Source organism: Komagataeibacter xylinus, assembly GCF_031081985.1.
GTDB classification, from domain to species: Bacteria; Pseudomonadota; Alphaproteobacteria; order Acetobacterales; family Acetobacteraceae; genus Komagataeibacter; species Komagataeibacter xylinus_E.
Genome location: NZ_JARWSK010000006.1, coordinates 1 through 23,866 on the forward strand (window position 1 = coordinate 1; position 23,866 = coordinate 23,866).

At 57.5% G+C, this 23,866-nt stretch carries 31 protein-coding genes, 2 tRNA genes and 1 pseudogene; 15 read left to right on the plus strand and 19 right to left on the minus strand.

Going from position 1 to position 23,866, the window contains the following annotated elements; genetic code table 11:
- The first annotated feature begins 314 nt into the window (after positions 1 to 314).
- Entirely contained in the window at positions 315 to 536 is a 222-nt protein-coding gene (locus QEG70_RS11820) for an energy transducer TonB family protein (protein WP_308720864.1), read from the plus strand.
- 446 nt (positions 537 to 982) lie between these two features.
- Here QEG70_RS11820 and QEG70_RS11825 read toward each other — a convergent pair whose 3' ends face one another.
- The 6 genes from QEG70_RS11825 to QEG70_RS11850 form a co-directional block, all read right to left on the minus strand.
- Positions 983 to 1,426 (minus strand): hypothetical protein, encoded by a 444-nt coding sequence (locus QEG70_RS11825; protein ID WP_308720865.1) that lies wholly within the window; start codon positions 1,424 to 1,426, stop codon positions 983 to 985.
- A 246-nt stretch (positions 1,427 to 1,672) separates the two neighbouring features.
- Positions 1,673 to 1,749: transfer RNA gene (locus QEG70_RS11830), tRNA-Arg, on the minus strand.
- 26 nt (positions 1,750 to 1,775) lie between these two features.
- Positions 1,776 to 2,027, minus strand: coding sequence for an NADH dehydrogenase ubiquinone Fe-S protein 4 (locus QEG70_RS11835; RefSeq protein ID WP_240906337.1), 252 nt, complete (start codon positions 2,025 to 2,027; stop codon positions 1,776 to 1,778).
- Between the two features lie 76 nt (positions 2,028 to 2,103).
- A tRNA-Pro gene (locus tag QEG70_RS11840) sits at positions 2,104 to 2,180 on the minus strand.
- Between the two features lie 148 nt (positions 2,181 to 2,328).
- Positions 2,329 to 2,811 (minus strand): xanthine phosphoribosyltransferase, encoded by a 483-nt coding sequence (gene gpt / locus QEG70_RS11845; RefSeq protein WP_308720867.1) that lies wholly within the window; start codon positions 2,809 to 2,811, stop codon positions 2,329 to 2,331.
- Positions 2,811 to 3,176 carry a tRNA-binding protein gene (locus QEG70_RS11850; protein ID WP_308720868.1) on the minus strand — a complete coding sequence of 122 codons (366 nt, stop codon included), beginning with the start codon at positions 3,174 to 3,176 and terminating at the stop codon, positions 2,811 to 2,813. The genes gpt and QEG70_RS11850 overlap by 1 nt, the downstream gene beginning before the upstream one ends.
- Positions 3,177 to 3,284: 108 nt before the next feature.
- Between QEG70_RS11850 and QEG70_RS11855 the strand changes: the two genes are divergently transcribed.
- Positions 3,285 to 4,532, plus strand: a complete 1,248-nt coding sequence (locus QEG70_RS11855) for an MFS transporter (RefSeq protein ID WP_308720869.1) — start codon at positions 3,285 to 3,287, stop codon at positions 4,530 to 4,532.
- Positions 4,533 to 4,585: 53 nt separating this feature from the next.
- On the opposite strand, the gene QEG70_RS11860 is transcribed toward QEG70_RS11855, so the two are convergent.
- Positions 4,586 to 5,650, minus strand: a complete 1,065-nt coding sequence (locus QEG70_RS11860; protein ID WP_308720870.1) for an SDR family oxidoreductase — start codon at positions 5,648 to 5,650, stop codon at positions 4,586 to 4,588.
- A 110-nt stretch (positions 5,651 to 5,760) separates the two neighbouring features.
- On the opposite strand from QEG70_RS11860, the gene QEG70_RS11865 reads away from it, so the two are divergent.
- Positions 5,761 to 6,156, plus strand: a complete 396-nt coding sequence (locus QEG70_RS11865; RefSeq protein WP_308720871.1) for a winged helix-turn-helix transcriptional regulator — start codon at positions 5,761 to 5,763, stop codon at positions 6,154 to 6,156.
- Positions 6,157 to 6,198: 42 nt separating this feature from the next.
- Here the strand turns inward: QEG70_RS11865 and QEG70_RS11870 are convergent, their stop codons facing one another.
- Positions 6,199 to 7,425, minus strand: a complete 1,227-nt coding sequence (locus QEG70_RS11870) for a cation:proton antiporter (protein ID WP_308720872.1) — start codon at positions 7,423 to 7,425, stop codon at positions 6,199 to 6,201.
- Positions 7,426 to 8,073: 648 nt separating this feature from the next.
- Between QEG70_RS11870 and QEG70_RS11875 the strand changes: the two genes are divergently transcribed.
- Together QEG70_RS11875 and QEG70_RS11880 are read left to right on the plus strand one after the other, a co-directional pair.
- The gene (locus QEG70_RS11875; RefSeq protein WP_308720873.1) at positions 8,074 to 9,030 is read left to right on the plus strand and encodes an alpha/beta hydrolase; all 957 of its coding nucleotides are present in this window, start codon (positions 8,074 to 8,076) and stop codon (positions 9,028 to 9,030) included.
- A gap of 178 nt (positions 9,031 to 9,208) precedes the next feature.
- Positions 9,209 to 9,688: a GlcG/HbpS family heme-binding protein gene (locus tag QEG70_RS11880; RefSeq protein ID WP_308721101.1), complete on the plus strand. Its 480-nt coding sequence runs from the start codon at positions 9,209 to 9,211 to the stop codon at positions 9,686 to 9,688.
- Between the two features lie 117 nt (positions 9,689 to 9,805).
- Here the strand turns inward: QEG70_RS11880 and QEG70_RS11885 are convergent, their stop codons facing one another.
- Complete coding sequence (locus tag QEG70_RS11885; protein WP_308720874.1) at positions 9,806 to 10,348, minus strand: hypothetical protein; 543 nt, start codon at positions 10,346 to 10,348, stop codon at positions 9,806 to 9,808.
- 400 nt (positions 10,349 to 10,748) lie between these two features.
- Between QEG70_RS11885 and QEG70_RS11890 the strand changes: the two genes are divergently transcribed.
- On the plus strand, positions 10,749 to 11,330 hold the full coding sequence (locus QEG70_RS11890; protein ID WP_308720875.1) for a hypothetical protein: 582 nt from the start codon (positions 10,749 to 10,751) through the stop codon (positions 11,328 to 11,330).
- 71 nt (positions 11,331 to 11,401) lie between these two features.
- Here QEG70_RS11890 and QEG70_RS11895 read toward each other — a convergent pair whose 3' ends face one another.
- The 3 genes from QEG70_RS11895 to QEG70_RS11905 form a co-directional block, all read right to left on the minus strand.
- A complete protein-coding gene (locus QEG70_RS11895; RefSeq protein ID WP_308720876.1) occupies positions 11,402 to 12,343 on the minus strand; it encodes a pyruvate kinase in 942 nt (313 codons plus the stop codon).
- Between the two features lie 94 nt (positions 12,344 to 12,437).
- On the minus strand, positions 12,438 to 13,151 hold the full coding sequence (locus tag QEG70_RS11900; protein ID WP_308720877.1) for an autoinducer binding domain-containing protein: 714 nt from the start codon (positions 13,149 to 13,151) through the stop codon (positions 12,438 to 12,440).
- Between the two features lie 42 nt (positions 13,152 to 13,193).
- Entirely contained in the window at positions 13,194 to 13,472 is a 279-nt protein-coding gene (locus tag QEG70_RS11905) for a hypothetical protein (protein WP_308720878.1), read from the minus strand.
- A 975-nt stretch (positions 13,473 to 14,447) separates the two neighbouring features.
- Here QEG70_RS11905 and QEG70_RS11910 point away from each other — a divergent pair.
- On the plus strand, positions 14,448 to 15,650 hold the full coding sequence (locus tag QEG70_RS11910; RefSeq protein ID WP_308720879.1) for a tyrosine-type recombinase/integrase: 1,203 nt from the start codon (positions 14,448 to 14,450) through the stop codon (positions 15,648 to 15,650).
- Positions 15,651 to 15,654: 4 nt separating this feature from the next.
- On the opposite strand, the gene QEG70_RS11915 is transcribed toward QEG70_RS11910, so the two are convergent.
- The 7 genes and pseudogenes from QEG70_RS11915 to QEG70_RS17020 form a co-directional block, all read right to left on the minus strand.
- Positions 15,655 to 16,518 carry an NgoMIV family type II restriction endonuclease gene (locus QEG70_RS11915; protein WP_308720880.1) on the minus strand — a complete coding sequence of 288 codons (864 nt, stop codon included), beginning with the start codon at positions 16,516 to 16,518 and terminating at the stop codon, positions 15,655 to 15,657.
- Positions 16,518 to 17,474, minus strand: coding sequence for a DNA cytosine methyltransferase (locus QEG70_RS11920; RefSeq protein ID WP_308720881.1), 957 nt, complete (start codon positions 17,472 to 17,474; stop codon positions 16,518 to 16,520). Before QEG70_RS11920 ends, QEG70_RS11915 begins: the two co-directional genes overlap by 1 nt.
- Positions 17,475 to 17,763: 289 nt before the next feature.
- Positions 17,764 to 18,042: pseudogene (locus tag QEG70_RS11925) on the minus strand (CatB-related O-acetyltransferase); the annotation flags it as partial.
- A gap of 36 nt (positions 18,043 to 18,078) precedes the next feature.
- On the minus strand, positions 18,079 to 18,579 hold the full coding sequence (locus QEG70_RS11930) for a hypothetical protein (RefSeq protein WP_308720882.1): 501 nt from the start codon (positions 18,577 to 18,579) through the stop codon (positions 18,079 to 18,081).
- 68 nt (positions 18,580 to 18,647) lie between these two features.
- A complete protein-coding gene (locus tag QEG70_RS11935; protein WP_308720883.1) occupies positions 18,648 to 19,643 on the minus strand; it encodes a hypothetical protein in 996 nt (331 codons plus the stop codon).
- Between the two features lie 609 nt (positions 19,644 to 20,252).
- The gene (locus tag QEG70_RS11940) at positions 20,253 to 20,492 is read right to left on the minus strand and encodes a hypothetical protein (protein ID WP_308720884.1); all 240 of its coding nucleotides are present in this window, start codon (positions 20,490 to 20,492) and stop codon (positions 20,253 to 20,255) included.
- Positions 20,493 to 20,756, minus strand: coding sequence for a helix-turn-helix domain-containing protein (locus QEG70_RS17020; protein ID WP_475704682.1), 264 nt, complete (start codon positions 20,754 to 20,756; stop codon positions 20,493 to 20,495).
- 357 nt (positions 20,757 to 21,113) lie between these two features.
- Between QEG70_RS17020 and QEG70_RS11950 the strand changes: the two genes are divergently transcribed.
- The 8 genes from QEG70_RS11950 to QEG70_RS11985 all read left to right on the plus strand — a co-directional run bounded on the left by QEG70_RS11950 (position 21,114) and on the right by QEG70_RS11985 (position 23,673).
- A complete protein-coding gene (locus QEG70_RS11950) occupies positions 21,114 to 21,314 on the plus strand; it encodes a hypothetical protein (RefSeq protein WP_308720885.1) in 201 nt (66 codons plus the stop codon).
- The gene (locus QEG70_RS11955; RefSeq protein WP_308720886.1) at positions 21,311 to 21,571 is read left to right on the plus strand and encodes a hypothetical protein; all 261 of its coding nucleotides are present in this window, start codon (positions 21,311 to 21,313) and stop codon (positions 21,569 to 21,571) included. Before QEG70_RS11950 ends, QEG70_RS11955 begins: the two co-directional genes overlap by 4 nt.
- Positions 21,568 to 21,816, plus strand: a complete 249-nt coding sequence (locus QEG70_RS11960) for a hypothetical protein (protein WP_308720887.1) — start codon at positions 21,568 to 21,570, stop codon at positions 21,814 to 21,816. Before QEG70_RS11955 ends, QEG70_RS11960 begins: the two co-directional genes overlap by 4 nt.
- Positions 21,813 to 21,935 carry a hypothetical protein gene (locus tag QEG70_RS11965; RefSeq protein WP_259369275.1) on the plus strand — a complete coding sequence of 41 codons (123 nt, stop codon included), beginning with the start codon at positions 21,813 to 21,815 and terminating at the stop codon, positions 21,933 to 21,935. Before QEG70_RS11960 ends, QEG70_RS11965 begins: the two co-directional genes overlap by 4 nt.
- Positions 21,932 to 22,231: a hypothetical protein gene (locus QEG70_RS11970; RefSeq protein ID WP_308720888.1), complete on the plus strand. Its 300-nt coding sequence runs from the start codon at positions 21,932 to 21,934 to the stop codon at positions 22,229 to 22,231. The genes QEG70_RS11965 and QEG70_RS11970 overlap by 4 nt, the downstream gene beginning before the upstream one ends.
- A complete protein-coding gene (locus tag QEG70_RS11975) occupies positions 22,228 to 22,557 on the plus strand; it encodes a hypothetical protein (RefSeq protein ID WP_308720889.1) in 330 nt (109 codons plus the stop codon). The genes QEG70_RS11970 and QEG70_RS11975 overlap by 4 nt, the downstream gene beginning before the upstream one ends.
- 132 nt (positions 22,558 to 22,689) lie before the next feature.
- The gene (locus tag QEG70_RS11980; protein ID WP_308720890.1) at positions 22,690 to 23,364 is read left to right on the plus strand and encodes a hypothetical protein; all 675 of its coding nucleotides are present in this window, start codon (positions 22,690 to 22,692) and stop codon (positions 23,362 to 23,364) included.
- Between the two features lie 111 nt (positions 23,365 to 23,475).
- On the plus strand, positions 23,476 to 23,673 hold the full coding sequence (locus tag QEG70_RS11985; RefSeq protein WP_048855537.1) for a helix-turn-helix transcriptional regulator: 198 nt from the start codon (positions 23,476 to 23,478) through the stop codon (positions 23,671 to 23,673).
- Positions 23,674 to 23,866: the final 193 nt, after the last annotated feature.

Here is a 23,866-nt window from a genome sequence, read left to right on the forward strand (position 1 = left end):
AGCCACAGCCACAGCCACAGCCACAGCCACAGCCACAGCCACAGCCACAGCCACAGCCACAGCCACAGCCACAGCCAAAAGCCGTGGCCACGCCGCCTGCTGCCGCGCCGCCCGCCGGAGCGCCGGGTGGGCATCCTGCGGCCCGGCCCCGGCAATCATCTGCGCCGCTTCCCGCCCGGCCCAACGCTGCCGCACCGGCCGGGGCAGCCCCTGCGGCACCGCAGAATGGCTCCGGTGCGCCCGGCACGGCGCATGCAGCGCCAGCCGCATCAGCCGTGCCTCATTGCACGCCTCCAGCCTGGCGTTATCCCGCCATGGCCCGGCACATGCATGAGGAAGGCAATGCGATGGTTGATGTCGTGCTGGGCAGCGAGGGGCAGGTGACACAGGTCAGCCTGAAATCCAGCACCGGCTACGATGATCTGGACAGCACGGCCCTTGCCGCTGCGCGCAAGGTGCAATGTACGCCGCAAGGGCAAGGGGGCGCGCTGGCGGGAATGCATGTCCTTCTGCCGGTTACATTTCATCTCCATTGAAGTTATGGGGCCGTATTCACAAAGCGCATGCAGGCAGCTTTCCGCAACCAAAGGGCGTTTTGGGCGAACCCTTTTAAACAGCAGTGAATTAATCTGCCTTTTAACGACTGTTTTAAAAAAGCTGCACCTCGCCGGAATTATGCATGTTCTGGCCATGGCAGGCCCGATCACGATCGACCATTCATCCTGACGGTCGGGGCTGTCGCGTCTTCATTGGGTAAGATTGAAATCCGGGAATATATGATATAATTAAATAAATTCCCTGTGTTACAGAGATATGATGCCACTTTCATATTATAAATATGACTGTATGGCATATGTTACTTTTTGAAATGATGAGATAATTTAGTAAATATTCTTAATATACTTTAAATGCTTAAATAATTTTGAATTTCGCAAAGGGGGGATTGTGATTCTCTTTGTTACACGATCCTCCCTTTTATTTATCACGTCGCGGTCCAATCTCTTGAGGGTCGATAGTCGATATATAAGGAATGATTATGAAACGCGCATTTGTACTGGCCCTTGCCCTTGGTGCTGCCCTGCCGGTCGCGGCTCACGCCCAGTTCGATGGTTCGAACCGCAATGAAAGTGGTGAGCATCGTGGCGGCTGGGGTGGTCATGGCGGCGGTGAAGGCCGTGGTGGCGAGCAGGGCGGTCAGAATGGCGGCGGCTGGGGCGGTCACGGCGGCGGTGAAGGTCGTGGTGGTGAACATGGCGGCCAGAATGGCGGCGGCTGGGGCGGTCACGGTGGTGGTGAAGGCCGTGGTGGCGAGCAGGGCGGCCAGAATGGTGGTGGCTGGGGTGGCCATGGCGGCGGTGAAGGTCGTGGTGGTGAACATGGCGGCCAGAATGGCGGCGGCTGGGGCGGTCACGGCGGCGAAGGCCATGGCGACCGGAATGACTCCAACTGATCCATATCTGTCAGAAAGGCCCGGGATTATTCCCGGGCCTTTTTATTTGCCTGCCTGGCAACGTATGAGCGGCAGGCTGCAATATAAGCAAAGAGGCTGGTGAAGCTTTTTTCTAAAAACTTCGAAAATAAAGACCTTGATCGCCGCTCTATAAAATGGGCTGCATGACCCATGATGCACTGCAAACCGTGCAAACTTTTAAGCGGCCAAGTCATTGAAATCTGGCGCGCCCTGCTGGATTCGAACCAGCGACCCACAGCTTAGAAGGCTGTTGCTCTATCCAACTGAGCTAAGGGCGCAAGGCTGCCCTTGTGCCAGATCGCGCTTAATGCGTCCAGTTCTGTATCCGGTCATACCGGAAATTATCGGCATAGGCTTTTGGCCTGCGATGGCGCGGGGCAGGGATCTCAATATCATACGCAATGCCCTGCGTGGTGGCATAGGCAATGGCGCTGTTCTGGTCAGGAAACTGGAGCTGCAGTTGCGATGGCGTGTCGGTGCTGCCGGTCCAGCCCATGAGGGAATCGACATGGCGGGGGCGGTTCTGCCCGTAATCCAGCACCCATGTATGGGTCATTGCCTGGCCAGACTGGCCGGCGGGTTTTGACTGCCTGTAAATCCGGGCTCGCATGAGCATTGTCACTCCCAGGATATGGTCGGGGCGCCCGGACTCGAACCGGGGGCCTCGTGTACCCAAAACACGCGCGCTACCAGGCTGCGCCACGCCCCGTGACCACGAGCGGGAAACTATGGGGCAACGGCTGTTCTGGCAAGCACATTCTTGCAAAAAAAAATACCGCGCCAGCCCGACCCGGGCAAGCGGGGCGGGCGGCAGCGGCGAACAACACGTCGTGTAATGACCGGGGTGGGGAGAGGGATCAGGCTTTCTCGACCGACTTGCTGGCCAGCGGCGGAATGAACAGGGGCGCCGTATCCCACGGGAAGAGCACCCACGTGTCCTGCGGCACATCGACCACGAACAGGTCGGTAACGGGGCGGCCGGCGGGCTTGGCGTAAAGGCAGGCGAACACCGCCTTGGGCAGCAGCTTGCGCACGAGCTGGGCGGTCACACCCGAATCCACCAGGTCATCAATGATCACGAAACCCTCGCCATCACCGGCGGCCTCGGCTTTCTTGATCACGTTGGCCTCGCCCATCTTCTCCTCGTCATAGGTCACGACGGAGATGGTCTCGATCAGGCGGCAGTCGAGTTCGCGGGCGATGATCGCGGCGGGGATCATGCCCCCGCGCGTGATGGCCACAATGCCCTTGAAGGGGCCACGGTTCATCAGCGTGCTGGCTAGCTGGCGGGCATCGCGGTGCAGCTGGTCCCATGTTACGGTTGCGTAGCTCTTGGCCATCAGAAAAGTTTTCCTCCATCGGGAACACGGCCATCCGGGCGGATCAGGACGGCTTCTCCATTACTGTCGGGCATGCCCAGCGTCAGCACTTCACTACGGAAGGAGCCAACCTGCCGGGGCGGCACGTTGATCACCGCGCAGATCTGGCGGCCCACCAGCCGGGTGGGCACATAGCGGTGATTGACCTGCACCACCGATGACCGCACCCCGATATGGGGGCCGAAATCGATCGTGAGCCAGAAGGCGTGCGGCCGCATCTCGCGCAGGGGGCGTGCCTCCAGCACCGTGCCGGCCCGGATATCGAGCCACTCACGGGCTTCCCCTTGTGTGCCGGGCACGGTGGCATGCTCTACAGGGTCTGTCATGCAACCGCTTTTGCCCGTGTTGGGGCGGATTTGCAAACGGGAGAATGCGTTTTTTTGATAGGCAAAGCATAGGATATCCACGAGTGCTGCTGTTAGGATACAGCCATCATGCCTCCTGCTTCCGCTCCGCCTGCCGCTCCCCCCCTGCCGCTGCACCGCCATCCGGGGCTTCTGGCTTTCCTTGCCGCCCGCACGGCATCCTCCTTTTCGGCCTGCGTGCAGGCCGTGGCCGTGGGGTGGCAGATCTATGCGCTTACCCACAGCACCACGGCGCTGGCGCTGGTGGGGCTGGCGCAGTTCCTGCCCATGGCGGGGCTTCTGCTGCCCGCGGGCCATGCGGCGGATCATTTCAACCGGCGCGTGATCGTGGTCACATGCCAGGCCATCGAGGCGCTCTCGGCGCTGTTCATGGCCATTGCCGCGTTTGGCGGATGGACCACGCCGTGGATGATCTATGCCATGGTGATGATCTTCGGCGCGGCCCGCGCGTTCGAGATGCCCTGCCAGCAGACCTTCCTGCCATCGCTGGTGCCTGCCCATGTGTTTCCGCGCGCGGCGGCGGTGTCCTCCTCGCTGTTCCAGGCGGCGGCGGTGACGGGGCCATCGGTGGGCGGGCTGCTTTACGGGGCAGGGGCAGGGGTGTGCTACCTTGTGTGCGCGCTGGGGTTTACGTGTGCGTGCCTCAGCACGCTGTGCATCCGGCTGGTGTTTGCGCCAAGGCCGCGGGTGCCGCTCTCGCTGGCCACGTTTGTCGAGGTGGCGCATTTCATGCGCGCGCGGCCCGACATGCTGGGCGCCATATCGCTTGACCTGTTTGCCGTGCTGCTTGGGGGCGCCACCGCCATGCTGCCGGTCTATGCCAGTGACATCCTGCATGCAGGCCCGGTGGGGCTGGGGCTTTTGCGCGGCGCGCCCGCCATCGGGGCGGTGGCGTGCTCCATCATCATGGTCTGGAAACCGCTCAACCACCGGGCCGGGGCGCGCATGTTCCTCGCGGTGGCCATATTCGGGCTGGCCACGGTGGTGTTCGCCTTCTCGCGCTCCATGGCGGTATCCATCATCGCGCTGGCGGTGCTGGGGGCGGCAGATGTGGTGAGTGTTGTGGTGCGCAGCGCCCTGGTGCAACTGCGCACGCCCGACAGCATGCGCGGGCGTGTCTCGGCGGTGAACATGCTGTTCATTGGCTCATCCAACCAGCTTGGCGAGTTCGAAAGCGGCATGCTGGCCACCCTGATCGGCCCGGTCGGGGCCGTGGCGCTGGGGGGTGTTGGCACGCTGGTCATAACCGGGTTGTGGATACGCATGTTCCCCACCCTGTGGCGCGTGGACCGGCTGGATGACATCACCCCGCAATAGGCTGGCGGGAATGATGTCATGTGCCGTGCCGGTAGCCCGGCTTTTTTGCGTAATCAGGGAATGTAGCGTCCGGTCCGCAGGCGTTCAAACAGGTCAAAGAATGAATCGGGCGTATATTGGTAGCCGGTAAAGCCGAGCCTGCGGCTGAGGCTCATGTCGGTCACGCATTCGACCGGCCGCCCCAGATCGGCATCGGTGTGCCATGGCGAGGCCAGTCGCCCGAGAGCTGGCTCGCGCAGTCCGTGCCTGTCCGCGATGGTGGCCCATTGCGTCTCCCTGCCTGCAAGCATCTGTTCAAGTGATGTGGCATGGCCGGGATAGGGCGCGGCCTCGATGCCAAACCAGGCGGCCAGTTCAGGCCAGAGCCAGTTCCAGCGGAATACATCGCCATTGACCACATTGAACGCCCTGTTGCGCCCGGCAGGGCTGGTGGCAGCCCACAGGATCTGGCTGGCAAGCTGGCGTGCATCCGTAACATCCGTCAGGCCCTGCCATTGCGCAGGCGAGCCGGGAAAGACGAAGGGCAGCCCCGCCTCGCGGCACAGCGTGGCATAGACCGCAAGCGTGGTGCCCATGTTCATGAGGTTGCCAATGGCATGGCCGATAACCGTGTGCGGACGATGGACCGTCCATGCAAAGCCATGCCGCTCGGCTGCCTCGAACAGCACGTCTTCCTGCGCGTAATAGAAGTTTTCCACGTCAAGCCGGGGCATGCTCTCGCGAAACGGGGTCTGTGGCGGCGCGCCCTGTGCGTAGGCCTCGAACGGACCCAGATAATGCTTCAGCCCCGTAACCAGGCTGGCATGCACAAGGGCCTGTGGCCTGGGCAGGGCCGCGAGCACGTTGCGGATCATGGCGCTGTTGGCAACGCAGTTTTCCGCCTCGGTGGCGCGGCGGGTCCATGTGGTGAAAAACACATGGGTGGGCATGACACCGGCCAGCGCCGCCCGCAGGGAGGCCGGGTCGAGCGCATCGGCCGCAACCGGCATGACGGTTGCAGGCAGGGACCCGACCCGCCTTGCAAGGCCGTAAACGCTCCATCCTTCCGCCACCAGGCGGTTGGCAAGGTTCTGGCCAACAATGCCGCTTGCCCCGACAACGAGTGCTTTGTGAGACATCTGTTCCTCCGTGAATGCCGTGGGTTTCACACGCTGTTGGCAAACGCTACAAAAGGCAATCCGGCACCTTTTTGTGCCCTGGTTACCCAAAGGTTCCCGGGAGTTTATACATGAACCTCGCCCCGCTGCCCGATCAGTATCGACATGCTCCCTTTGTGGAGGATTGCGCACCGCGCCGCCTGCTGCGCCTGTTCAGCGGCAAATGGACCACCATGATCCTGCACACCCTGCACCTGCTTGGCGGGGCATCCCGCCCCGGCCAACTCCAGCGCGCCATTCCCGGCCTGTCAAAAAAAATGATGACCCAGACCCTGCGCGAGCTTGAACAGATGGGGCTGGTTGCACGAGAAGTCATGCAGGTCATGCCGCCCGCTGTTGAATACGGCCTGACCCCTCTGGGCCAGCACTTTGTCACCCCGCTGGAAATGCTCTATCGCTGGGGCGCCGAAAACGCGGAACTGCTCGATTGCGTGGAACGCAACAGGCACATGGCGCTGAAGCCGTAGCAGGTCAGGGGGAATGCCTGTGACTGTCCGCCATGTGTGCCATTAGCGCAATTGGCCGCCCGCCCCCGTGCGCGGGGCGAACAGGCGAAAGAGCGGGCCGGTCAGCGCGGTGGAAATGACCGCCAGCACCATGAGCGAGGCAAACGCGAAGTCCGACAGCATGCCTTGGGCGTGCAGGATGGTGGCGGCCACGATTTCCATCAGCCCCTTGCATTGCAGCAGCGCGCCCACGCTCAGCGCCTGCCGCCGCGACAGGCCGGGCGCGGGCGGGAAGGCGTAGACCGAGGCCATCTTGGCCAGCACGGAAATCACCACCAGCATCAGCGATGCCACGACCGAGGGCCAGGTCAGCGCATCGCCATTGATGTGCAGCCCGCTATGGCCAAAAAACATGGGGGCAAGCCAGATGAGCGAGAACGTGCCCACCTGTTCCACCGGCAGCCGCGCTACCCAGCGCGGCGGCATGAGCGCGCCCGCGAAATAGGCCCCGATCAGTTCATGCAGCCCCAGTTGCATGCTGGCCCATGAGCCCGCGGCCAGGTAGACGGGCACCGCCAGCCAGATGATGATGGCTGGCGGGTTGGGCATGTTGCGCGTGGCCCAGTTGCCAGCAAAGGCCAGGAGTGCAAGCAGGGCGACGGCCACGGCCTCCAGCCCGGTCCAGCCATGCAGGGCGGCAGGCCCACGGGCTGCGAATTGCAGCAGCACAAGCCCCACCCAGAGTGCTGCGTCATCGACGACCGCCAGCTTGAGCGCAAGCTGGCCGATGGAGCGCTGCGTGGGATCAAGCTCGCGCACGATGCCGATCAGCACCGGCAGGGCGCTGACCGCAATGCACAGCCCGATGGCCATGGCGCCCACCACCGGCCCCACATGCGGCGGCTGCCAGCCATGCAGCGGCAGGAAAAAGCAAAAAACCAGCAGCGAGCCGACCACGAACGGCCCGCCAAGTGCCACGCCCGCCCCGCCCAGCAGGCGGCCTAGCGGCGGGGGCGGGATGGTGTGGGCCGAGACATGGGCATCGGGCGACTGCCACATTTCCAGCCCGGCGGTAAAGGCCAGCACCAGAACGGCCAGCCAGCCAAGGTTGTCGCCATAGACGGAGGGAATGCCAAGGCGCTGCACGGGCGCATGCATGACGGCCAGGATGATGCCAAGCAGGATGGGCAGGACAACAATCGGTATTGTCCGCCCCAGCAGCCGCCACAGCCCCCATGGGAGAAGAACAAAGAGGCCAGCATCAAGAACAAGGGCCGTAATGTCTGACAATGGCTATCCTTTCCCGTTTATAAACAGGCATATGTTATATGCATAAAAAATTCATTTGGGATTTATTTTTTTTAAGTTGCGCAGAATAATGAATATATGCAAAATAAGTTCTTATTATGTTCTTTTTGATCTTGCAGCGAACCATGCCCGGCAAAGCGGCGGGCAAATTCCGGCATTGGCATCAAACGCGGTGCAGGCATGGTGGTTCGGAACGGGTCTGACATATTTGATGGCATGACAGCGATTGCCCCCACCTCCGGGTGTTGAAGAGAACGGCAGACCCGTCACCCGATCAAAGTGTCGGAAAAGGGCCTTTCCGGTGAGCCTTCTGATGCGGACGGTCTGTTCATGACGTGGAAAACCGGTTCAGGACTGTCCTGACAGGCGGTAATGAAGGTTAATTTTAATATTGTTTTGAAATCGTATGGAATATAGTCATATTCGTTATCTCTATATGATCTAGGTATTTTGAAAATGAATTATTTTTAAAATATAATAGATAAAAGAATCCTATATTTTTATATTTTATATTCATATGTAGCTAATATTATTTGATCCTGATCATGGTTGCTCACGCCGCCGTGCGTGACGGTTCCTGCATCGAGGCCGCTCCCAAAGCGTGGCCTGTGATAAAAGAGGACCTTCACCATGCCCAAAAATGTCGTCAATCCTGAATTCCTGCCCATTCTGGAGAAGATGCCGTCCTTCGATGGCCTGTCCGGCCGCTCCCTGCCCGAAGTGCGCGAAATCTTCATGACATCGGTGCGCCTGATCGAAGGCAAGCCCCTGCCTGATGTGGAAGTGCAGGAAGAATACATCCCCGGCCCCGCTGGCGCGCCGGATGTGCGCGTGCTGGTCTATCGCCCCCGCACGCGGCGGGCCAATGCGCCGGGCATGGTCTATATCCACGGTGGGGGGCTGGTGTCCGGCCACCCCGAAGTCGATGACCCCAAATGCCAGGTGCTGGCCAGCAAGATGGGCTTTGTGATCGTATCGGTCGATTACCGCCTCGCACCGGAGGTGAAATACCCCGCCGCGATCGAGGATTGCTACGCCGCCCTCAAATGGGTGCATGACAACGCGGCACAGCTTGGCATCAACCGCGACAAGGTGGCCGTGGCAGGCGAGAGCGCGGGCGGGGGGCTGAGTGCTGCCCTGTCGCTCATGGCACGTGACCGCAAGGAGTACAAGCTGGCCTACCAGTTGCTCATCTACCCCATGCTTGATGACCGCACGGCCACCAAGGTCGATCCGGCCCCTGATTTCGGCGAGTTTGTCTGGACCCGCTCAGCCAATAAATACGCGTGGGAAGCCTATCTGGGGGCTGCGGCAGGTGGCGATGATACTCCGGCCTATGCCGCTGCCGCGCGGGCAAAGGACCTGACCGGCCTGCCGCCCACCTTTATTGGCGTGGGATCGATGGATCTGTTCCTGTGCGAGGATCTGGAATACAGCCGCCGCCTCATGGCAGCAGGCGTGCCGACCGAGGTGATGGTGGTGCCCGGCGCCTACCATGTGTTCGACATGTTCGTGCCCGAGGCCGAACTGTCGCGCCGGTTCATGGAGGCGTATTGCGCGGGGCTCAAGCGCACGCTGGGCCTGTAAGGGCAAGGCCTGCTCCCGGTCGCTGCCCGGGGCAGGCACCATTGCGTGTACGGTGGCTTTTGTGGTTGCAGGCGACCGGCCCGGCTTTGCATCATGCTGCCCGTGCGTGAGGGGAGAATGCGCAATGATGCAATGGGGGCGATATGCAGGGCATGGGGGGCTTGTGGCGACCTGCCTCATGCTGGCGGCTCCGGCTGCTCATGCGCAAGGCCACGTTGTCCTGACTCCCAAGCTTGACTGGCAGCTTGCCGCCCAACTGGCGGAAGAGGCGGTCAGAGCCTGTGCCGCGCAGGGCTATTCCGTTACGGCCACGGTGGTTGATACGAGCGGGCACCAGCAGGCCGTCATCAAGGGGGATAGCGTGCCGCTGCAATCGCTTTCCGTCTCCTATCGCAAGGCCTATACCGCCTTTGCCTATGGCCTGGCCTTCAACATGAACACCACCAGCGAACTGATTGCCGCCAAGGTAACGGGGCCTGCCAATGGCGCGCTCAATACCATACCCGAAGTATTGTTCGTGCCCGGTGGGGTGGCGTTGCGGCGGGTGGCGGATAACGCGGCCCTCGGCGGCATTGGCGTCTCTGGCGCACCGGGTGGCGAGAAAGATGAAGCCTGCGCACAGGCGGCGGTGACGAAATACCGGGCGGAATTCCGTTAAAACGGCTAAGGGTTTCGGGGTGTCGCCTTTTTTCAAAAAGGTGGCATCTTCCGAAGCTTTTTGAAAAAAGCTTCACCAAAAACTTCTGTATTTTTACGGCATTCTTGGGCTGCGGCGTTACTGCAGTTTCTCGCTATCCTCATCCATGTCATGCAAAAGCGCCTGCGTCAGCGCCCGGTGGGACTGGATCAGCCGCACGTTATCGCGGTTCAGCTTCGGGGCGTGCTTTGTATCGGCCGGGGGCGCGTCGCTCATGGTGGCCGTCATTTCAAAAGCGGTGAGGCTCATGACAAAATCCCGTGCCGACATGTCGTGTTCCTGCAATATGGCCTGAAGTTCCGGCATGGCCTCGGTGCGTCGGATCGTGACGGCAAGCGGCATGTTTTTGGTCTGCATGGGCGGCGTGAGATGCGCCTGCCGGATGGCCCGGATCAGCGGCAGCATGCGGGCAAAGAAATCCTTGGGGAGCCTGTATTCGGCGGCGCTCTGGATATCGTGCTGCATGGCTTCGTGCACGGCCTGCTCGATCTCGGCCTTCTGGGCGGCAGAGGGACCGTGCGGTTCAACGTCCTGTGCCCGTGCATCGCCCAGTCCAAGGGTTGAGGCCGCAAGGGCGCTGACACAGCAGAAAAGAATTCTGCGCGGAATCAGAAAATTCATGCACGTGCCTCCATCATGCCTTTCGTGCTCCTGACCGGCAGGCCATCCTGTTCATTCATCACTGTCCTGCCGATTGTGCGACAGATCGCGCATCAGTCAATATGGATGGGTAAGGATGCATGCCGTACTCCATGACAGCGCGGCATGATGGTGCCGTCATGGGCCATGATCGGTTTAGGCATGAACGGGAATACATCTTTTACGCACAATAATTATGTAACATGGATAAGTAATTTATCATTCTAGATGTGTAACTGATCTGCCATTTTGTGTTATATGGCAACAGGCTTACCGACAATGCATGGCAGATTATGGTATTATTCCATTACAATATGAAAAATAAAGAATTCCGGTTTGATGCGGATGGGCCCGGTCGCAAGCAGCATGCGATCATTTGTCGATGGTGATTTCTACAGCAATGAACAGATATATATTGATCAGTGCAGGTCTGTTGCTGGCGGGCTGTGGTCTGGACCCTGAATCCGTGCGCGCACCTGCCAGCGCGCGGGATATGTCATGGTCTGCAAGAGAGGGAACGGCCACCATCACCGGCTCGGCATCCTTCGTTTACTTTAAAGAGCGGTATTTGCCCTATAGTGGGTCTCTTCATGAAATTGTTGGCCCAAAGTACAACATGAGCTGCGCCGGGAAGGATGTGCTACTGTTGCCGCAAAGTCCTGCGTCTGATTCCGTAGTCGATCATATGGCCCGTCATAATGTCATGACCGGACCCGCGGTAGAGTCTGCTGAGGTTGCACCATTCATCCGGCACGTAACATGTGATGCGGATGCACACTTTACCTTCTTCAACCTGCCTGCTGGCGTCTGGTATGCAGTGACACAGATGGGAAACAGGGCTGTTACGGTCAAGAAGGCTGTCGTCAAGGAGATCCGGACCCAGCCGGGCCAGACCACATCCGTCACCATGCCGCGTCTTTGGCATTACCCGCCTTCGTGGCGACATAAGCCGAGGCTATGGTAAGACCATTACGTGCCCGATGCGCTCAGGAGGTATTACGTATATGCCCTCACGGCCAGGGCAATCCGGCGCAATCATGCCGTTGCCGCCAGGGGGTAAGACCCGATCACTGTTTCCCCTGACAGCATCAGCAGGCTGGCCCTGTCCAGCACCGCGTTGGTGATGTCGCTGATCTCGGCTTTGGTCGGATAGGGCTGCCTGATCATGGTATCGAGCAGTTCTGTTGCAACAATAACGGGCGTTTGCTGCCCGCGTGCTGCTGCAATGATCCGTTTTTGCAGCAGGCAAACCACATCCGGGTCTGTTTCGACTGCCAGATCGCCCCGGTCGATCATGACCATGTCGGATGCGGCGATAATTTCCCCATTCTCCACCTTGGCGACTATGCGCATGGGGCTGCCACAAGATTGCGAATGGCCGCGACATGCTCCGCACCTTCCACAAAGCTGATGCCAACGTAATCCACGCCATTTGCCCCGGCGAACGCCAGCATCTCGCGGTCGTGTTCTGTCACCAGCGCGCGTGAAGCGGGCCTGCGGCACGTTGATGCCTTTGCGGCTTCGCAGCGCGCCACCAACTGTCGCTCGCATATGCACGTCACGACCACTGACTGCCTCGACAAGGAAAGACAGATGCCCATCATCCGCATGGACGGCGAAGCCGGGCATCATGAATTCATGAAAGCGGTCAAAATCAACCGGCACCTTGCGCGTGCCATCGTGCGCGCGATCAGTGGTCAGAATCATCACATCCCCCGCCCTGAAGGCTGGTTCATGGGCAAGGGAGGCGGTCCTGATCTTGCGGCCGGGAATATCGAGCAGAACAGGCAGGCCGGGAAGAGTTTCCTTTATCAGGCGGATTGCCTGGCCATGCCATGCGCGCGTGTTATGCGATCCGTTCAGCCGGGCCATTGTCGTGCCGGCGCCCGCCAGGGAGCGCAGCATGTCTGCGCTGGCGGAAACCGGGCCAATTGTCGCGACAATTCCAGGCGGTAAGGACATGAACACAAAGACCATGAAATTCAGGATTTTTGTATTCTAGAAGCCTGATAAACCGGGGCTATAACCCATCCGGGCAGTTCTGATGTTACAATACGTTTCAGATGATCCGTCAGGGATGGATCAGTCCAAGCTGAATGGCCCGCACAACCGCCTGGACGCGATTATGACAGCCCAGTTTCTGCATCACGTTCTTCAGGTGATATTTGGCGGTATTGTCGCTTATTGAAAGGATGGTGCCGATCTCGGCCGTGTCCTTGCCTTGGGCAACCCAGAGGAGACATTCCCGCTCCCGCCCTGTCATGAGTGGCTTTTCGTCATGAGTGCTCAGCATGGCGAGCTGGCAGTAACGGGTGTGGTACTGGCCAACACTCAACTGGATCAGGAGCTGTGTCGGGAAGTCGATTTCTTTTTCGGGCGAGGCCACGCTGACCAGCAGTAACATGCCGGGCGTGAGATGAAGCGGGATGGCATGCCCGGACTGAAAACCGACATCCCGGAATTCATTCATTATTTTCTTCTGGTCAGCATTGCGAATATAGGCCTGGTCCCAGTTATAGGGTGTAAGCCCATGGTTTACCGGGTCAATGACAGGATCAATATTCTGATAATTGTTGCGGGTGTAATGCTCCATCCAGTGAGCAGGATAGGTCGTATCAATCAGGTAGCGTTCATCAGGCCGGGTTTTATGCACCGTGCCCGCAGCATGGGCAAACGGGCCAAGGCGGGCCAGGAGCGCGCGAAAAGCGTGATTGAGGCTGTCTGCTTCACAGGCCTGGCGCATTTCGGTGGTCAGATCGATAATATTTTCAAACAGGTCGATCATGATGTGCTTACCGCTTCCTGTGTGCCGTCATGATGGTGGGGTCTACCATTTAAACCGCACGCCTGCGGTTACGGCGGCTGAACTGACATTGCTTCCCGTATTGGTCTGTCGGTGTCCGCCGAATGCGTTGACGACCAGATCCATGCCCCGCACGCCTTTGACCGGATAGGCCGCGGTGACGGTTGTGCCCTGTTCAAACGGAATGGGACTGATCTGGCTATGTTCGATTGCAAAAGGGACAACATGGTTCAGCCTGCCAGAACCGGGGGAAACGGCAAAAGGCTGGAGAGCGGAGGCGCTCTGATAAACGGTTTCGTGCAACGCGCGGGGCTGTTCTGGTGCTGCAGGCGGGGAGGGGGCAATAGGGGGAAGCGTCAAATAAGTTGGCCCCGAAGGTCTCGCGGGCGCTGCGGATGCGCTCCACGGTATGCCAGACAGACAAAGCTGAAAGGTCAGCGGAGCGTATCTCTGAAGAAAGAAATCTGATCGCAACCGCATTGCAGTATGGCATCCCTCGAAAAAATATCGCATTGTTTCGTATAACGGCCCGGCGATGCTTGTTATTTGTTGTTCTTATGCCACATATATCGTGTAATAAGAAGATTATTAATCAATATATGTGACGGAATATTTCAACAAGGCGTGGTTTCGTTATGATTTTGTTATGAAAAAAACACCATGCATGTTTTTGAAGGCGCATTTCCGCTTATTTTGTGGGGGCGTTCATGCTGAACGAACCGGTTTTCGAATGCGGCTTGACGTGTTTAGCGACCAGGCTGCGTCATCACGCGACGCATTGAGGCTGAGGCATGAATTTTCATAGCCCGTCGCGCGCTTACGAACTGCAGACAAATAACCTCATTTTTTGGAGACGCTTTTCCGGCAAACTGGCAAGCAATCACACCAAAACAATCAGTACCTGTGGGTGGGTGGTGCCGATATGATGGCGCGAGGTAAGCCAGACAGCACAAAAAACCGGCCTGAACGTATCTGCACGTTCCCGGAAGAAGCATTACCCGTTATCGGTTCAGATTTAATAAAATCCGTAACCTACTGATTTAACACTAATTTTTAAGGAAAGGTGGCTCCCGAAGTATGAGCCTAACCTAAGTGTCTGTGGGTGTCTGAAAGCGTCAATAACCTACTGTTCCATAGACATATAATTTGAACCCTGTTTCCTGACGTGTCTGAACGTGTCCCACGATGGCCGTTTTTATCATGGGTCTGATCGTGGGTTTGGTATCATGGGTCTATTGATCCGATTCGATTTCCAAACCCCAGACCACAGGTTTCGCAGTGCCCCGTATCAGCCATAACCGCCTGACAGTCCGTGCCGTCTCGTCCCTCAAAGATGGGGTTTTCGCGGACGGAGGGAATCTGTGGCTGACCGTCAAGGGCAACACATGGGCATGGTCGGTCCGCTACACCAGTCCGGTAACCGGCAAGGTGCGGGAAATGGGGATCGGCTCAACCCGCACGATCAGCCTGGCAGATGCCCGTGAGCGTGCTGCCGCCGCGCGCAAACAGGTGGCGGATGGGATTGATCCTCTCGAGGTCCGTCGGCAGGAGCAGGCCGAACGGAAAAAGGAAAGCGGCCTGACATTCGCCCAGGTGGCGGAGAAGTTCATGGTCGAGAAAGCACCCAACTGGCGCAGCGCCCGAGCGGCGCCTCTCCGGCAAGGCATACTCCGCATCCACATATGCCCGGTCATTGGCGACAAAGCCGTGAACGAAGTGGAGACGGAGGATGTTCTGTCGGTCCTGCGGCCGATCTGGACCACCAAGCCGGAAACCGCCAGTCGGGCCCGATGGCTGATCGAGAACATCTTGAACTATGCAAAAGTGCATGGTTGGCGGGATGGCGCGAACCCGGCTAGCTGGCGCGGCCATCTGGCGAATGTCCTGCCCAAGCCCTCCGCTGTGGCCAAGGTCGAGCATCATGCCGCCATCGATCGGAAGGATATAGCGAGGGTGATGGCCAAGCTGGCAGAGTCTCAAGGCATCGCCGCCAAGGCCGTCCGCTTTCTATGCCTGACAGCAGCACGCTCTGGCGAGGTGAGGGGAGCTGTCTGGTCGGAGATTGATCTGAAGGCCAAGATCTGGACCATTCCCGCCGAACGGATGAAGGCAGGGAAGGAGCATCGCGTGCCCTTGAGCGATGGTGCCGTGTCTATCCTGCAGGCCGTCCTGTCGATTCGAGATCCAGCGCATGGGGATCTTGTGTTTCCTGGACAGAAAGCAGGCAAGCCGCTGTCAGACGTGGCGCTGTCCAAGGCTTTGCATCAGGCGGCCGACACAAAGGATGTGACCGTGCATGGCCTACGATCGACTTTCCGCGACTGGGCTGCGGAGGAAACCGACTATCCCCGAGAGGTGGCCGAAATGGCTTTGGCTCATGCTATCGGGGATAAGGTTGAAGCCGCTTATCGGCGGGGTGATCTATTCGATAAGCGGCGGGAGATGATGAGCGCCTGGGGGAAAATTACGGCGCAGGTGTAGCGGTTCAAACAGCCAGATCCAGCGGTAGGTCAGAAATATCCTTCAACCGCTTTCCATCGACCATCACAGCCAGCATGTCGGCCGCATCATTCATGCCCAAGGCTTGTAGCGTCTCCTGCAGCTCATACAGGGCGAAGTGATAAACGCAGTCGATATCCCCGGTTCCCAGAGCGATGGATGCAAGACGGCTGGGGGTTGGCTCTGCTGTCACCACGACAACGTGGGGGAGGCGGCCTTTTCTGTTCCGAACAAGGTTCAGGGCTTCGGAGCGGGCGTTCTGTGCCCGGTCGCTTCGGATTGTCCATTTGCAGGAAATGCTGGCGTGGAGCAGTGGGAGCTCATTATTTTTCTTCCGCAGGCTGGCCAGCGTTGTCACGTGGTCGTCCACCAAATGGCCTGGCGCGTTGATTACGTTGTCATTGACCGTCTCGCGGGACACGATGATATCAGGTGTGATGGTGTAATCGCTTCCCAGTGCCGCAGCCAGTTCAGCATCGGCTTTCGCGGCTCGGTCCAAGGCGACCAGATGGGCATATTGCTCAAACTTCGCGATCTCCAACCGGTTCCGGCCGCCTACCTGGCGGATGTCCCATGCTCCGGGGCGGAGATGCTCCAACTGCAGGAAGGTTTCTTTCACAAAATCAGCACAGATGCTTTCAAACTGATTGCCGGAGGTCTGACCAGCAATGCGCTCGCCGATCGTCTCGGCTTTCAGAAGCTCTGCAATGCCCTTGGCAATCTTTCGACTGGTCTGGTTGCTGCTGTCCGCATTGCTGACCACGCCTTGGCTGTTAATGGTCAGGGTGCTTTTCAGGAGGGCAGCATGGAATGTCTTGCGGGCCTCAGCAAAGGCGGCAGGCTTACTCATTATGCAACCTTGTAGATACGTTTGGCAGACAGGGCGGCGAAGATCTGGCGGGCTACTGCGGCTGCCATAGGTGGCGGAAAGGCGTTTCCAATCTGACGATAGGCTGCCGTCTTGCGTCCGAAAAACTGCCAGTCGTCAGGGAACCCTTGAATACGGGCAGTCATCCGTGGGGTCAGCCGTGGCATCCCTACAAAGTCACGACCTGGTGCATCATCCCAAAGCCCCATGCCATCGACGCCGATTGTTGCCCATGCACGCTTGGCGCGTGTGGGTCCAAGATCGGGGCCGCCATGTTTCTTTGAACCGCCGACAAGGGTGGGTGCGATCGCGTTGGCCAGTTCCCGCCACCGGGCAGCGCCGATCCAGCCATTGGCAGCCATCAGGTCATGCAGCAATTCCCCAACGGTTGGAGGGGCGGTCTGCAGGGGCTCAGGCCATGAAAAGCCCTCGGCCAGATCCTTGCGGATACCGACGAACACCACGCGAGGTCTAAGCTGAGACACGCCATAATCGGAGGCATTGAACAGGCGCCAGCTGGGGACATACCCCAGCTTTTTCAGCTGCTTTTCAACCTTGTTCCGATAGTCGTCAAAGACGGCATCAAGGAGACCGCGCACATTTTCCAGCATCACCGCCTGCGGGCGGCACTCGTCTACCAGTCGGATCGCCTCGGGGAACAGGTCGCGCTCATCCTTGGCCCCAAGCTGCTTACCTGCCTTGGAGAAGGGGGGGCATGGGACGCCTCCGGCCAGCAGGTCGATCCCCTTATAGGGGGTGCCACCAAAATCTTTCAGATCGCCTTCAATGACGTTCCATGATGGGCGATTGAGGCGGAGGGTCGCACAGGGGGCAGGTTCCAGCTCGACAAGTGCCTCATGCGAAAAGCCAGCCGTTTCCAATCCAAGAGCTTGGCCGCCAGCACCGGCACACATCTCCAGTGAATTGAATCTCGTCATAGCTGTGTCTCATCGGGCAAACATGAACATATAGGAAACCCTGATATGGCATGTCTTCGCGGGCAGAGATAGTGATTCGCGGCACACGGGCCGGACTATGCAAAAAAGGGGTGTTCCACGTGTTCCATGTGTTCCACCACGCTAGGAACCTAGAGGAACTGCGGTTTTTCGGAAGTGCCGAGTGGAACACGTTGGAAAATGCACGGTGTTCCACGTGTTCCACCTCCGGGCATGTAGGTTGAGAAGATCAGCGGTTTTCCGCCATTTCCTGCAATCGGGGATGAAAGTGCTACCCTGGAACACCTTCGTATGCCTGCAGGGAACCCTCGATGTTATCGCTCATCAGCAGCGGCATCCGGGCTCGTATGACTTCCTCCGGCCAGTCCCACCATGCCAGTGTCAGCCGCCGCTCGATGGTTCTTTCGGGGAAGCGGTATTTGATGACCCGGGCCGGGTTGCCGCCCACGATGGCATAAGGCGGTACGTCCTTCGTCACCACGGCCGCGGTGGCGATGATCGCGCCAGATCCGATGGTTACGCCTCACATGATGCTGGCCCGTGCGGCCAGCTAGACGTTATCGCTGAGGGCGATCAAATCTCTCCATTATTCCTGATCGGAAGTGTTTTGAGATCTAAGAGGAAACGATTTTCCAAATTCCGGATCTGTAGAAAAATGCTTTGCCATTTCTCCTGGGGGCGGTGCGTTTTCGCTGGTCTTACGCCGGGCTTCGTCGACAGCGATTTGATACCTAATGTCGAGAGAGCGCCGCAGAATCGCAGGAATTTGCGTAGCGCAAAGTAAGGTCATGGCTGTGCAACCAACAACAAACGCTTGGCTTCCACGTACAATGATAGCGTGGACGTAAGGAATGGCACGCAGCACGTCAGGCATTTGAAGGGATCTGACAACGAGCGTAAAAACGATAAGGCCGACAAGCCCTAAAATGAAAAATAATGCATCGACTGCAGCTGCTAATTCTGCACGCAGAGCTTTCAAGGCACTCACCGAACGGCCGTTCGCCGTCATGCTGCCCATTATCAGAGAGACCGTTGGGAGAATGCTGGCCGAAACCAATCCCAAGAAGGTAATGAGCGTACGGCCCACGCTTCCTTTGATGGTTCCCGGAGGCAACAGGGCGCCAATTGCCGCGGCTCCCAGCACAGCCATCCAGCCTAACTTTCGAAGGTGCAATCTATCTTCCCTGCTAAAGACCATTCACGGAGGGCGTTCACAATCTGTTCTATCGCATCTGCTGGATCAATCAATGATCCTGACGTCTTAACAGGGCGAGAAGTTGCTAATTTTACGATGCCCCCTTTTTCCGTGCCATCTCCACGAAGTCCTAAATCAGCAGGATCGATATTACGAAGAGCTTCGTTAATTGTTGCCCTGGATATCGGGGATCGCTTCCTCTTCTTTTTGATCAAAACCCGGAAAAAACCTTCTATCCAGCCATCGTCCGGAACTTCAGCTTTGAGGTCACGGATTGCTTCGGGGCTCCATCCCAAAGTTTTGAGCACGTCAAAAACCGTTGCTCCATCCCGCTTCATTCTGCCAGCTTCTTGCTCAACTACCTGACTGGCTGTTTCTACAAGCGCCCCGTTATTCCGTTCAGCCGCTACGGTAATTTCTGTAGATTCTGCGAGCTCTTTCCCGTCGCCGCTTTGGAAACGTCCATTCAGGATAATCGAATTGCCCGGCTCAAGCTCTTCTGCCTGTTGCAATAATGCAGTGAGGTAGCGTTCTAATATTCTACCTCTAACTTGCTGACCTTCGATAATTCCTAGATGATTCCCAACTATTCCAAAATATAGCGCTCCCTTTAGAACGCGTGCTTGATTGCCTATTTCTAGGTTTTGAAGAATGAATTCGTTGGTATCTTCATCCAAAGACTGAAGAACGGCTTGAACTTCTGTTCCGTCTTGTAACTGTATAAGTTGTCCTGCAAAAACTGGTTCATCCCAACTTTCAGGATTTGATATTTTATTTAAAATAACAAAGCTATTGTCTTGGTCTAAGTCGATAATCCGCAGGCGTGCACTCTCACCAATTTTCGTTTGGCCTTGAGATCTACGGAGAACGTCGACCACCACAGATTTTAAATCGAACATTGGGCCAAGATTATCGGTTTTCACCTGCCGATATTGGATCGTGCAGTTCTTGGTCATCTTATCCTCCGGCTTGCAGAGGCATAACAGGACACAATCAGACACATGAGTCGATAGAGATTGTGGTTACCCGAACCGATTATGGAATTATAAAAAATATGAAAATCATTAAAAATAAAATCAAATAATTGTTTGGAATAGATTATTTTTTAGGACCTGTTGGGTCGTGATATAGTCTGCTGTAGCAGATATGACGAAGAATAAAGATGCGGCGGTCTACTCATATCAGGTCACGACAGCCCGCCATTATTTGAGCATTGCCCACAGGTTTTCGACCAGGTGCCGGTGTCTGTAAGTCCATTTGGAACAGGCGACTTCCAGATCATTTTTCCTTGGCGGGACGGGATCCGTGGTTCCAGAGATGTTCACGGAATTTGTGCGAGGCATACCCGCGATCGCAGACGACATGGATCGGTGGGTGTGGCAGATTATCAAGCAGGGCATAGGCACACGGCAGTTCATGTGCCTATCCGGGCGGCAGTGTGAAGGACAGCGTCCTGCCATGTCCATCCGCACCTACTCCGACCTTGGTGCCAAAGCCTCCACATGAGCGGCTAGGCGCTTCAAGAAGAGACAAGGTCACTAGTCGCTTTTATTACTTTGTAATTTTCAATAAATAAATCTTGAATTTGGCATAGGTTCACAAATTTCCTTTAATTGTAAATAGAAAGCAGTTTCATCATCAATTTCTTGGTCAAATACAATTACATATCCCTTATGATCGAAGCAATATTCTATGAGAAATTTTATATTAGAATCAATATTTTCTCTTATGGATTGAATTATGCTTGTTTTTGTTTTGTAGGTTCCGTCCCTTTTTTCTAAAGGACGAAAGAAGCAATTACTCATTTAGATTTCCTTCCTCAACCGTACCCCAGCCCCGCCACCATTCTCAGCGATGAACTCGACCCCAGCCGCCTCCAGGGCGGCGCGGATGGCAGAGATTGTTGATTTTCTGGGGGATGTCACTTCATCCTCGAATCGGACGATAGTGCGTTTTGGCACGCCACTGGCCTTAACCAGTCGGTCCCTTGACCAACCCAATAATCCTCGGGCGGCGCGAACCTGTGCGGATGTAATGTCCTCCACAGCGCCATTTGTGCTTGCGTTCATCTGCACATAGTGGCATCCAGAAGGACGTTCTGCAAGGAGCGAACGACCGGGCAGGGAGCTTGGACCCTCCCATGCCCGGCCTAACCACAACCGAACTGGAGTTTCGGCAATGGCTAATCGTGCCTATAGCACGCCCAGACACACATGGGCATGCTCTCGGCTGGGTACAAGCGTACTCGGCTTCCTTTTTCCCAAAGCTGGGAAAGACTCCTTACTCACATCCGAGCATCTGGCGGCCGGGCTGATCGCCCCTGCGCTGCTCCTGCTCGCGCTGGCAGGCTTCGCCCAGCCGGAGGTTCTGCGTCACGGCGGCGCAAAACCCCACCCCACAGTGATCGCGCTGGCGGAGGTGGCCCGATGAGCGAGGAAACACCACAGACCCGCGTGCATGCCGTTGTATGCGATTTGGGCGCTTTGGCCGAGATACTGGATGCCCTTATCACCGCTTCGGAGCCTGTCCCTCTGGAATGGATGCACAAGTGGGTAAAGCGCCTCCACACCGAACTGGATATGGCATGGCTGGCCCTTCCCGAGGGACGTCGGGAGAGAGCAAAATGACCAGTCCCATCCGCAAGGCCACAATGGCCGCCTTTGGCGCTGATCGCCGCTGCTACAAAGAACCAGCTACGATCCGGGCACGGGCCCAATCCGACCGCTACAAGGCAGCGCGCCTCAAGGTCATTCAGACCCCCGCCCGGTCCTTTGCCGACCTGCAGGACAAGGCACGGCTGTTTCTACTGTCCGAACCTGATCCGGGCACCATAGAGGCCAGCCTGGCACGCGACATTCTGGCGATGAAGGGAGAGGCAAAGTGAGCAGTATCCCAAGTTTCCCGGAGAGAGGGGAATATGCCCTCAACTGGCAGCAGCACACAGCCCAGCACTTGCGGAATACCCTTCACACGCTCGCGCATGACATGGACATGACCGATGAGGTCACCATGGAAATAAAGAGCCAGTGGATGGGCGTGGTGTTCTGGCTGGCTGATTTCACCGCAAAAATGGAGGCCACCGCACAGGAGGACGCCGAGGCTCTGAAGACTGGAGGGTATGCAAAATGAAACGCATCCTGATCCACGCAGCTCTGTGGTTTCTCATCCCGCTATCAGCCTGGACGATCCGGGCTGGCAACGCGCTGGGTATCCTGACAATGCGCCTGTGGGCGGAGGTGAAGCCATGAGCAAGAGCCCGGAAGCCTCGGTCACGCCGATCGTGCCGGACCTGCAGTTCATAGGCTGGCAGATAGCACAACAGACGTTCTCAGACGGGGAAGGGGCGGCAAAGCTGCTCGATTACCTGCAGGGCGCAGCCTATGCCATTGGCTTTTCCATCTGGAAGGAAGGCGGCGCGTCCCGGGGCCAGATGCATTACGTGGCCGAGACCATCGCCCAGGCGGGGAAAGCTCGTTGGGTCGAACTGACGACGGACCCGGCTTTCATCGCTTTCCTGTCCGCAGACCCGGAGGGCCGGGCATGAGCCGCCCCGCACGCACCTGGTCCGCCCGTGACCTCCGCCGGATTGAACGCCTCCGCAAGGAAGGCCTGTCATGGCGCGAGGTAGGCGAGGCGATGGGCAGCAGTTCTGCGTCCTGCCACCGGGCATGGCGCGCGCATACAGCGCCGCCCAGCCTGGCAACGCCCGACCGGCTGGCGGCCATACAGGCTGCCACCACGGAAATCAGCGTCATGGCCGGGATACTGGCCCGCATGGCGGAGGGGGACAAACAGACCGGCACTGAACTGGCATGGCTGGCCGATGGGATCGGTCGATATGCCCACGCCATTGAGGACTGCCTGTCATGAAAACAGCCATTCACCGATTGCTTATGCGGGCGGTCCATAAACCAGATTGTGTCCCGGCGTGTCTGGGAATGTCATGCAATACTCATAAACATGAAGTTTGGGTAACGGCTGTTTGGAACAGGAGGCTTGTTCATGGCTGATGATGAGGAAGAACTGGGGGTGATTGGTTCCGGATATGGCTATGGCTTTACTCCAAACCATGAATATCGAAAGGAGTTCAGAGCTACCCTGAAGCTGGCCTATGAAATAAATAACCCAGCTTTGATGTGGATGAAAATACATGATTATCTAATGAAAAGTTGTATTTTAGAGGTTGGTCCTGATGGTGAGGAAATTACAGTCGCAGATGTAATTATTATGCCCGAGATGGCGGATTTCTTTTTAGAAACGGCTGCTGCGATTGTTAATCTTGCAAATGGCACCCGGAGTGCAGGCGAAATTATGGACTATCCCGAGAAGTACGAGGATCGGGTGCCGGACCCGGTTCGGCCGAAAGAAGCCATTACGTTATTGCCACAAGCCTTAAATTTTACGCGTCGAGGCTACAATGCTTTTGCCCAACTGGCATCCATTCGTCAGAAAACCCATGAAGCCAGATTATATGACCTCCTGATCGAAGACGGATTGAGTTCCCGGGAGGCGCTGGATGCCCTGTCTCGTGAATTGGGAGAAATGGCGCATTCCAGGCGCCGCAGACGTATCAGAGAAGGACAGTTCTTCAAAAAACACATCTGGAGCATAACTGATGACGCGACGTTTCATCATCTGTGCTGGCGCATGAAGATAGGTGAGTCCAAGAACCAATAAGGGATGAAACGTCGGGCCGTCCTTCTTTCTGGAAACCTGCATGATAATGGGAATATTTCAGAGTCCATGACACGTCCTGACGTGTCGCAATGGATATGGAGATTCCCACACATGCCGATTGCCTTGACCGACCGTGTCCTCTTGCGGATCGATGATGTCATGCGGGAGACAGGAGCCAGTCGCTCCACCGTCCATCGCCTGATGGCTGCAGGGACACTGGTCCGGGTGAAGATCGGGCGGGCCACGCGGATTACGGCAGACAGCTACGCCGCATGGATCGCCTCGCTGACGCAGCCCGACAATGCTTGAAATGGAAATCGCCAGCCCACGATAAGCGGACCGGCGACCCGGAAACACCACACAAACAATGATTGCACAGCGTTTGTAGGGACTGCCGGGTCGATTCGTCCACCTAAATTCGTGGCTGGCACATAGGAAAGTGCCGATGCCGAGCCTTGAAAAGCGCGGACACCCGGAGTCCGTACAGAATCCGGGAAATTCT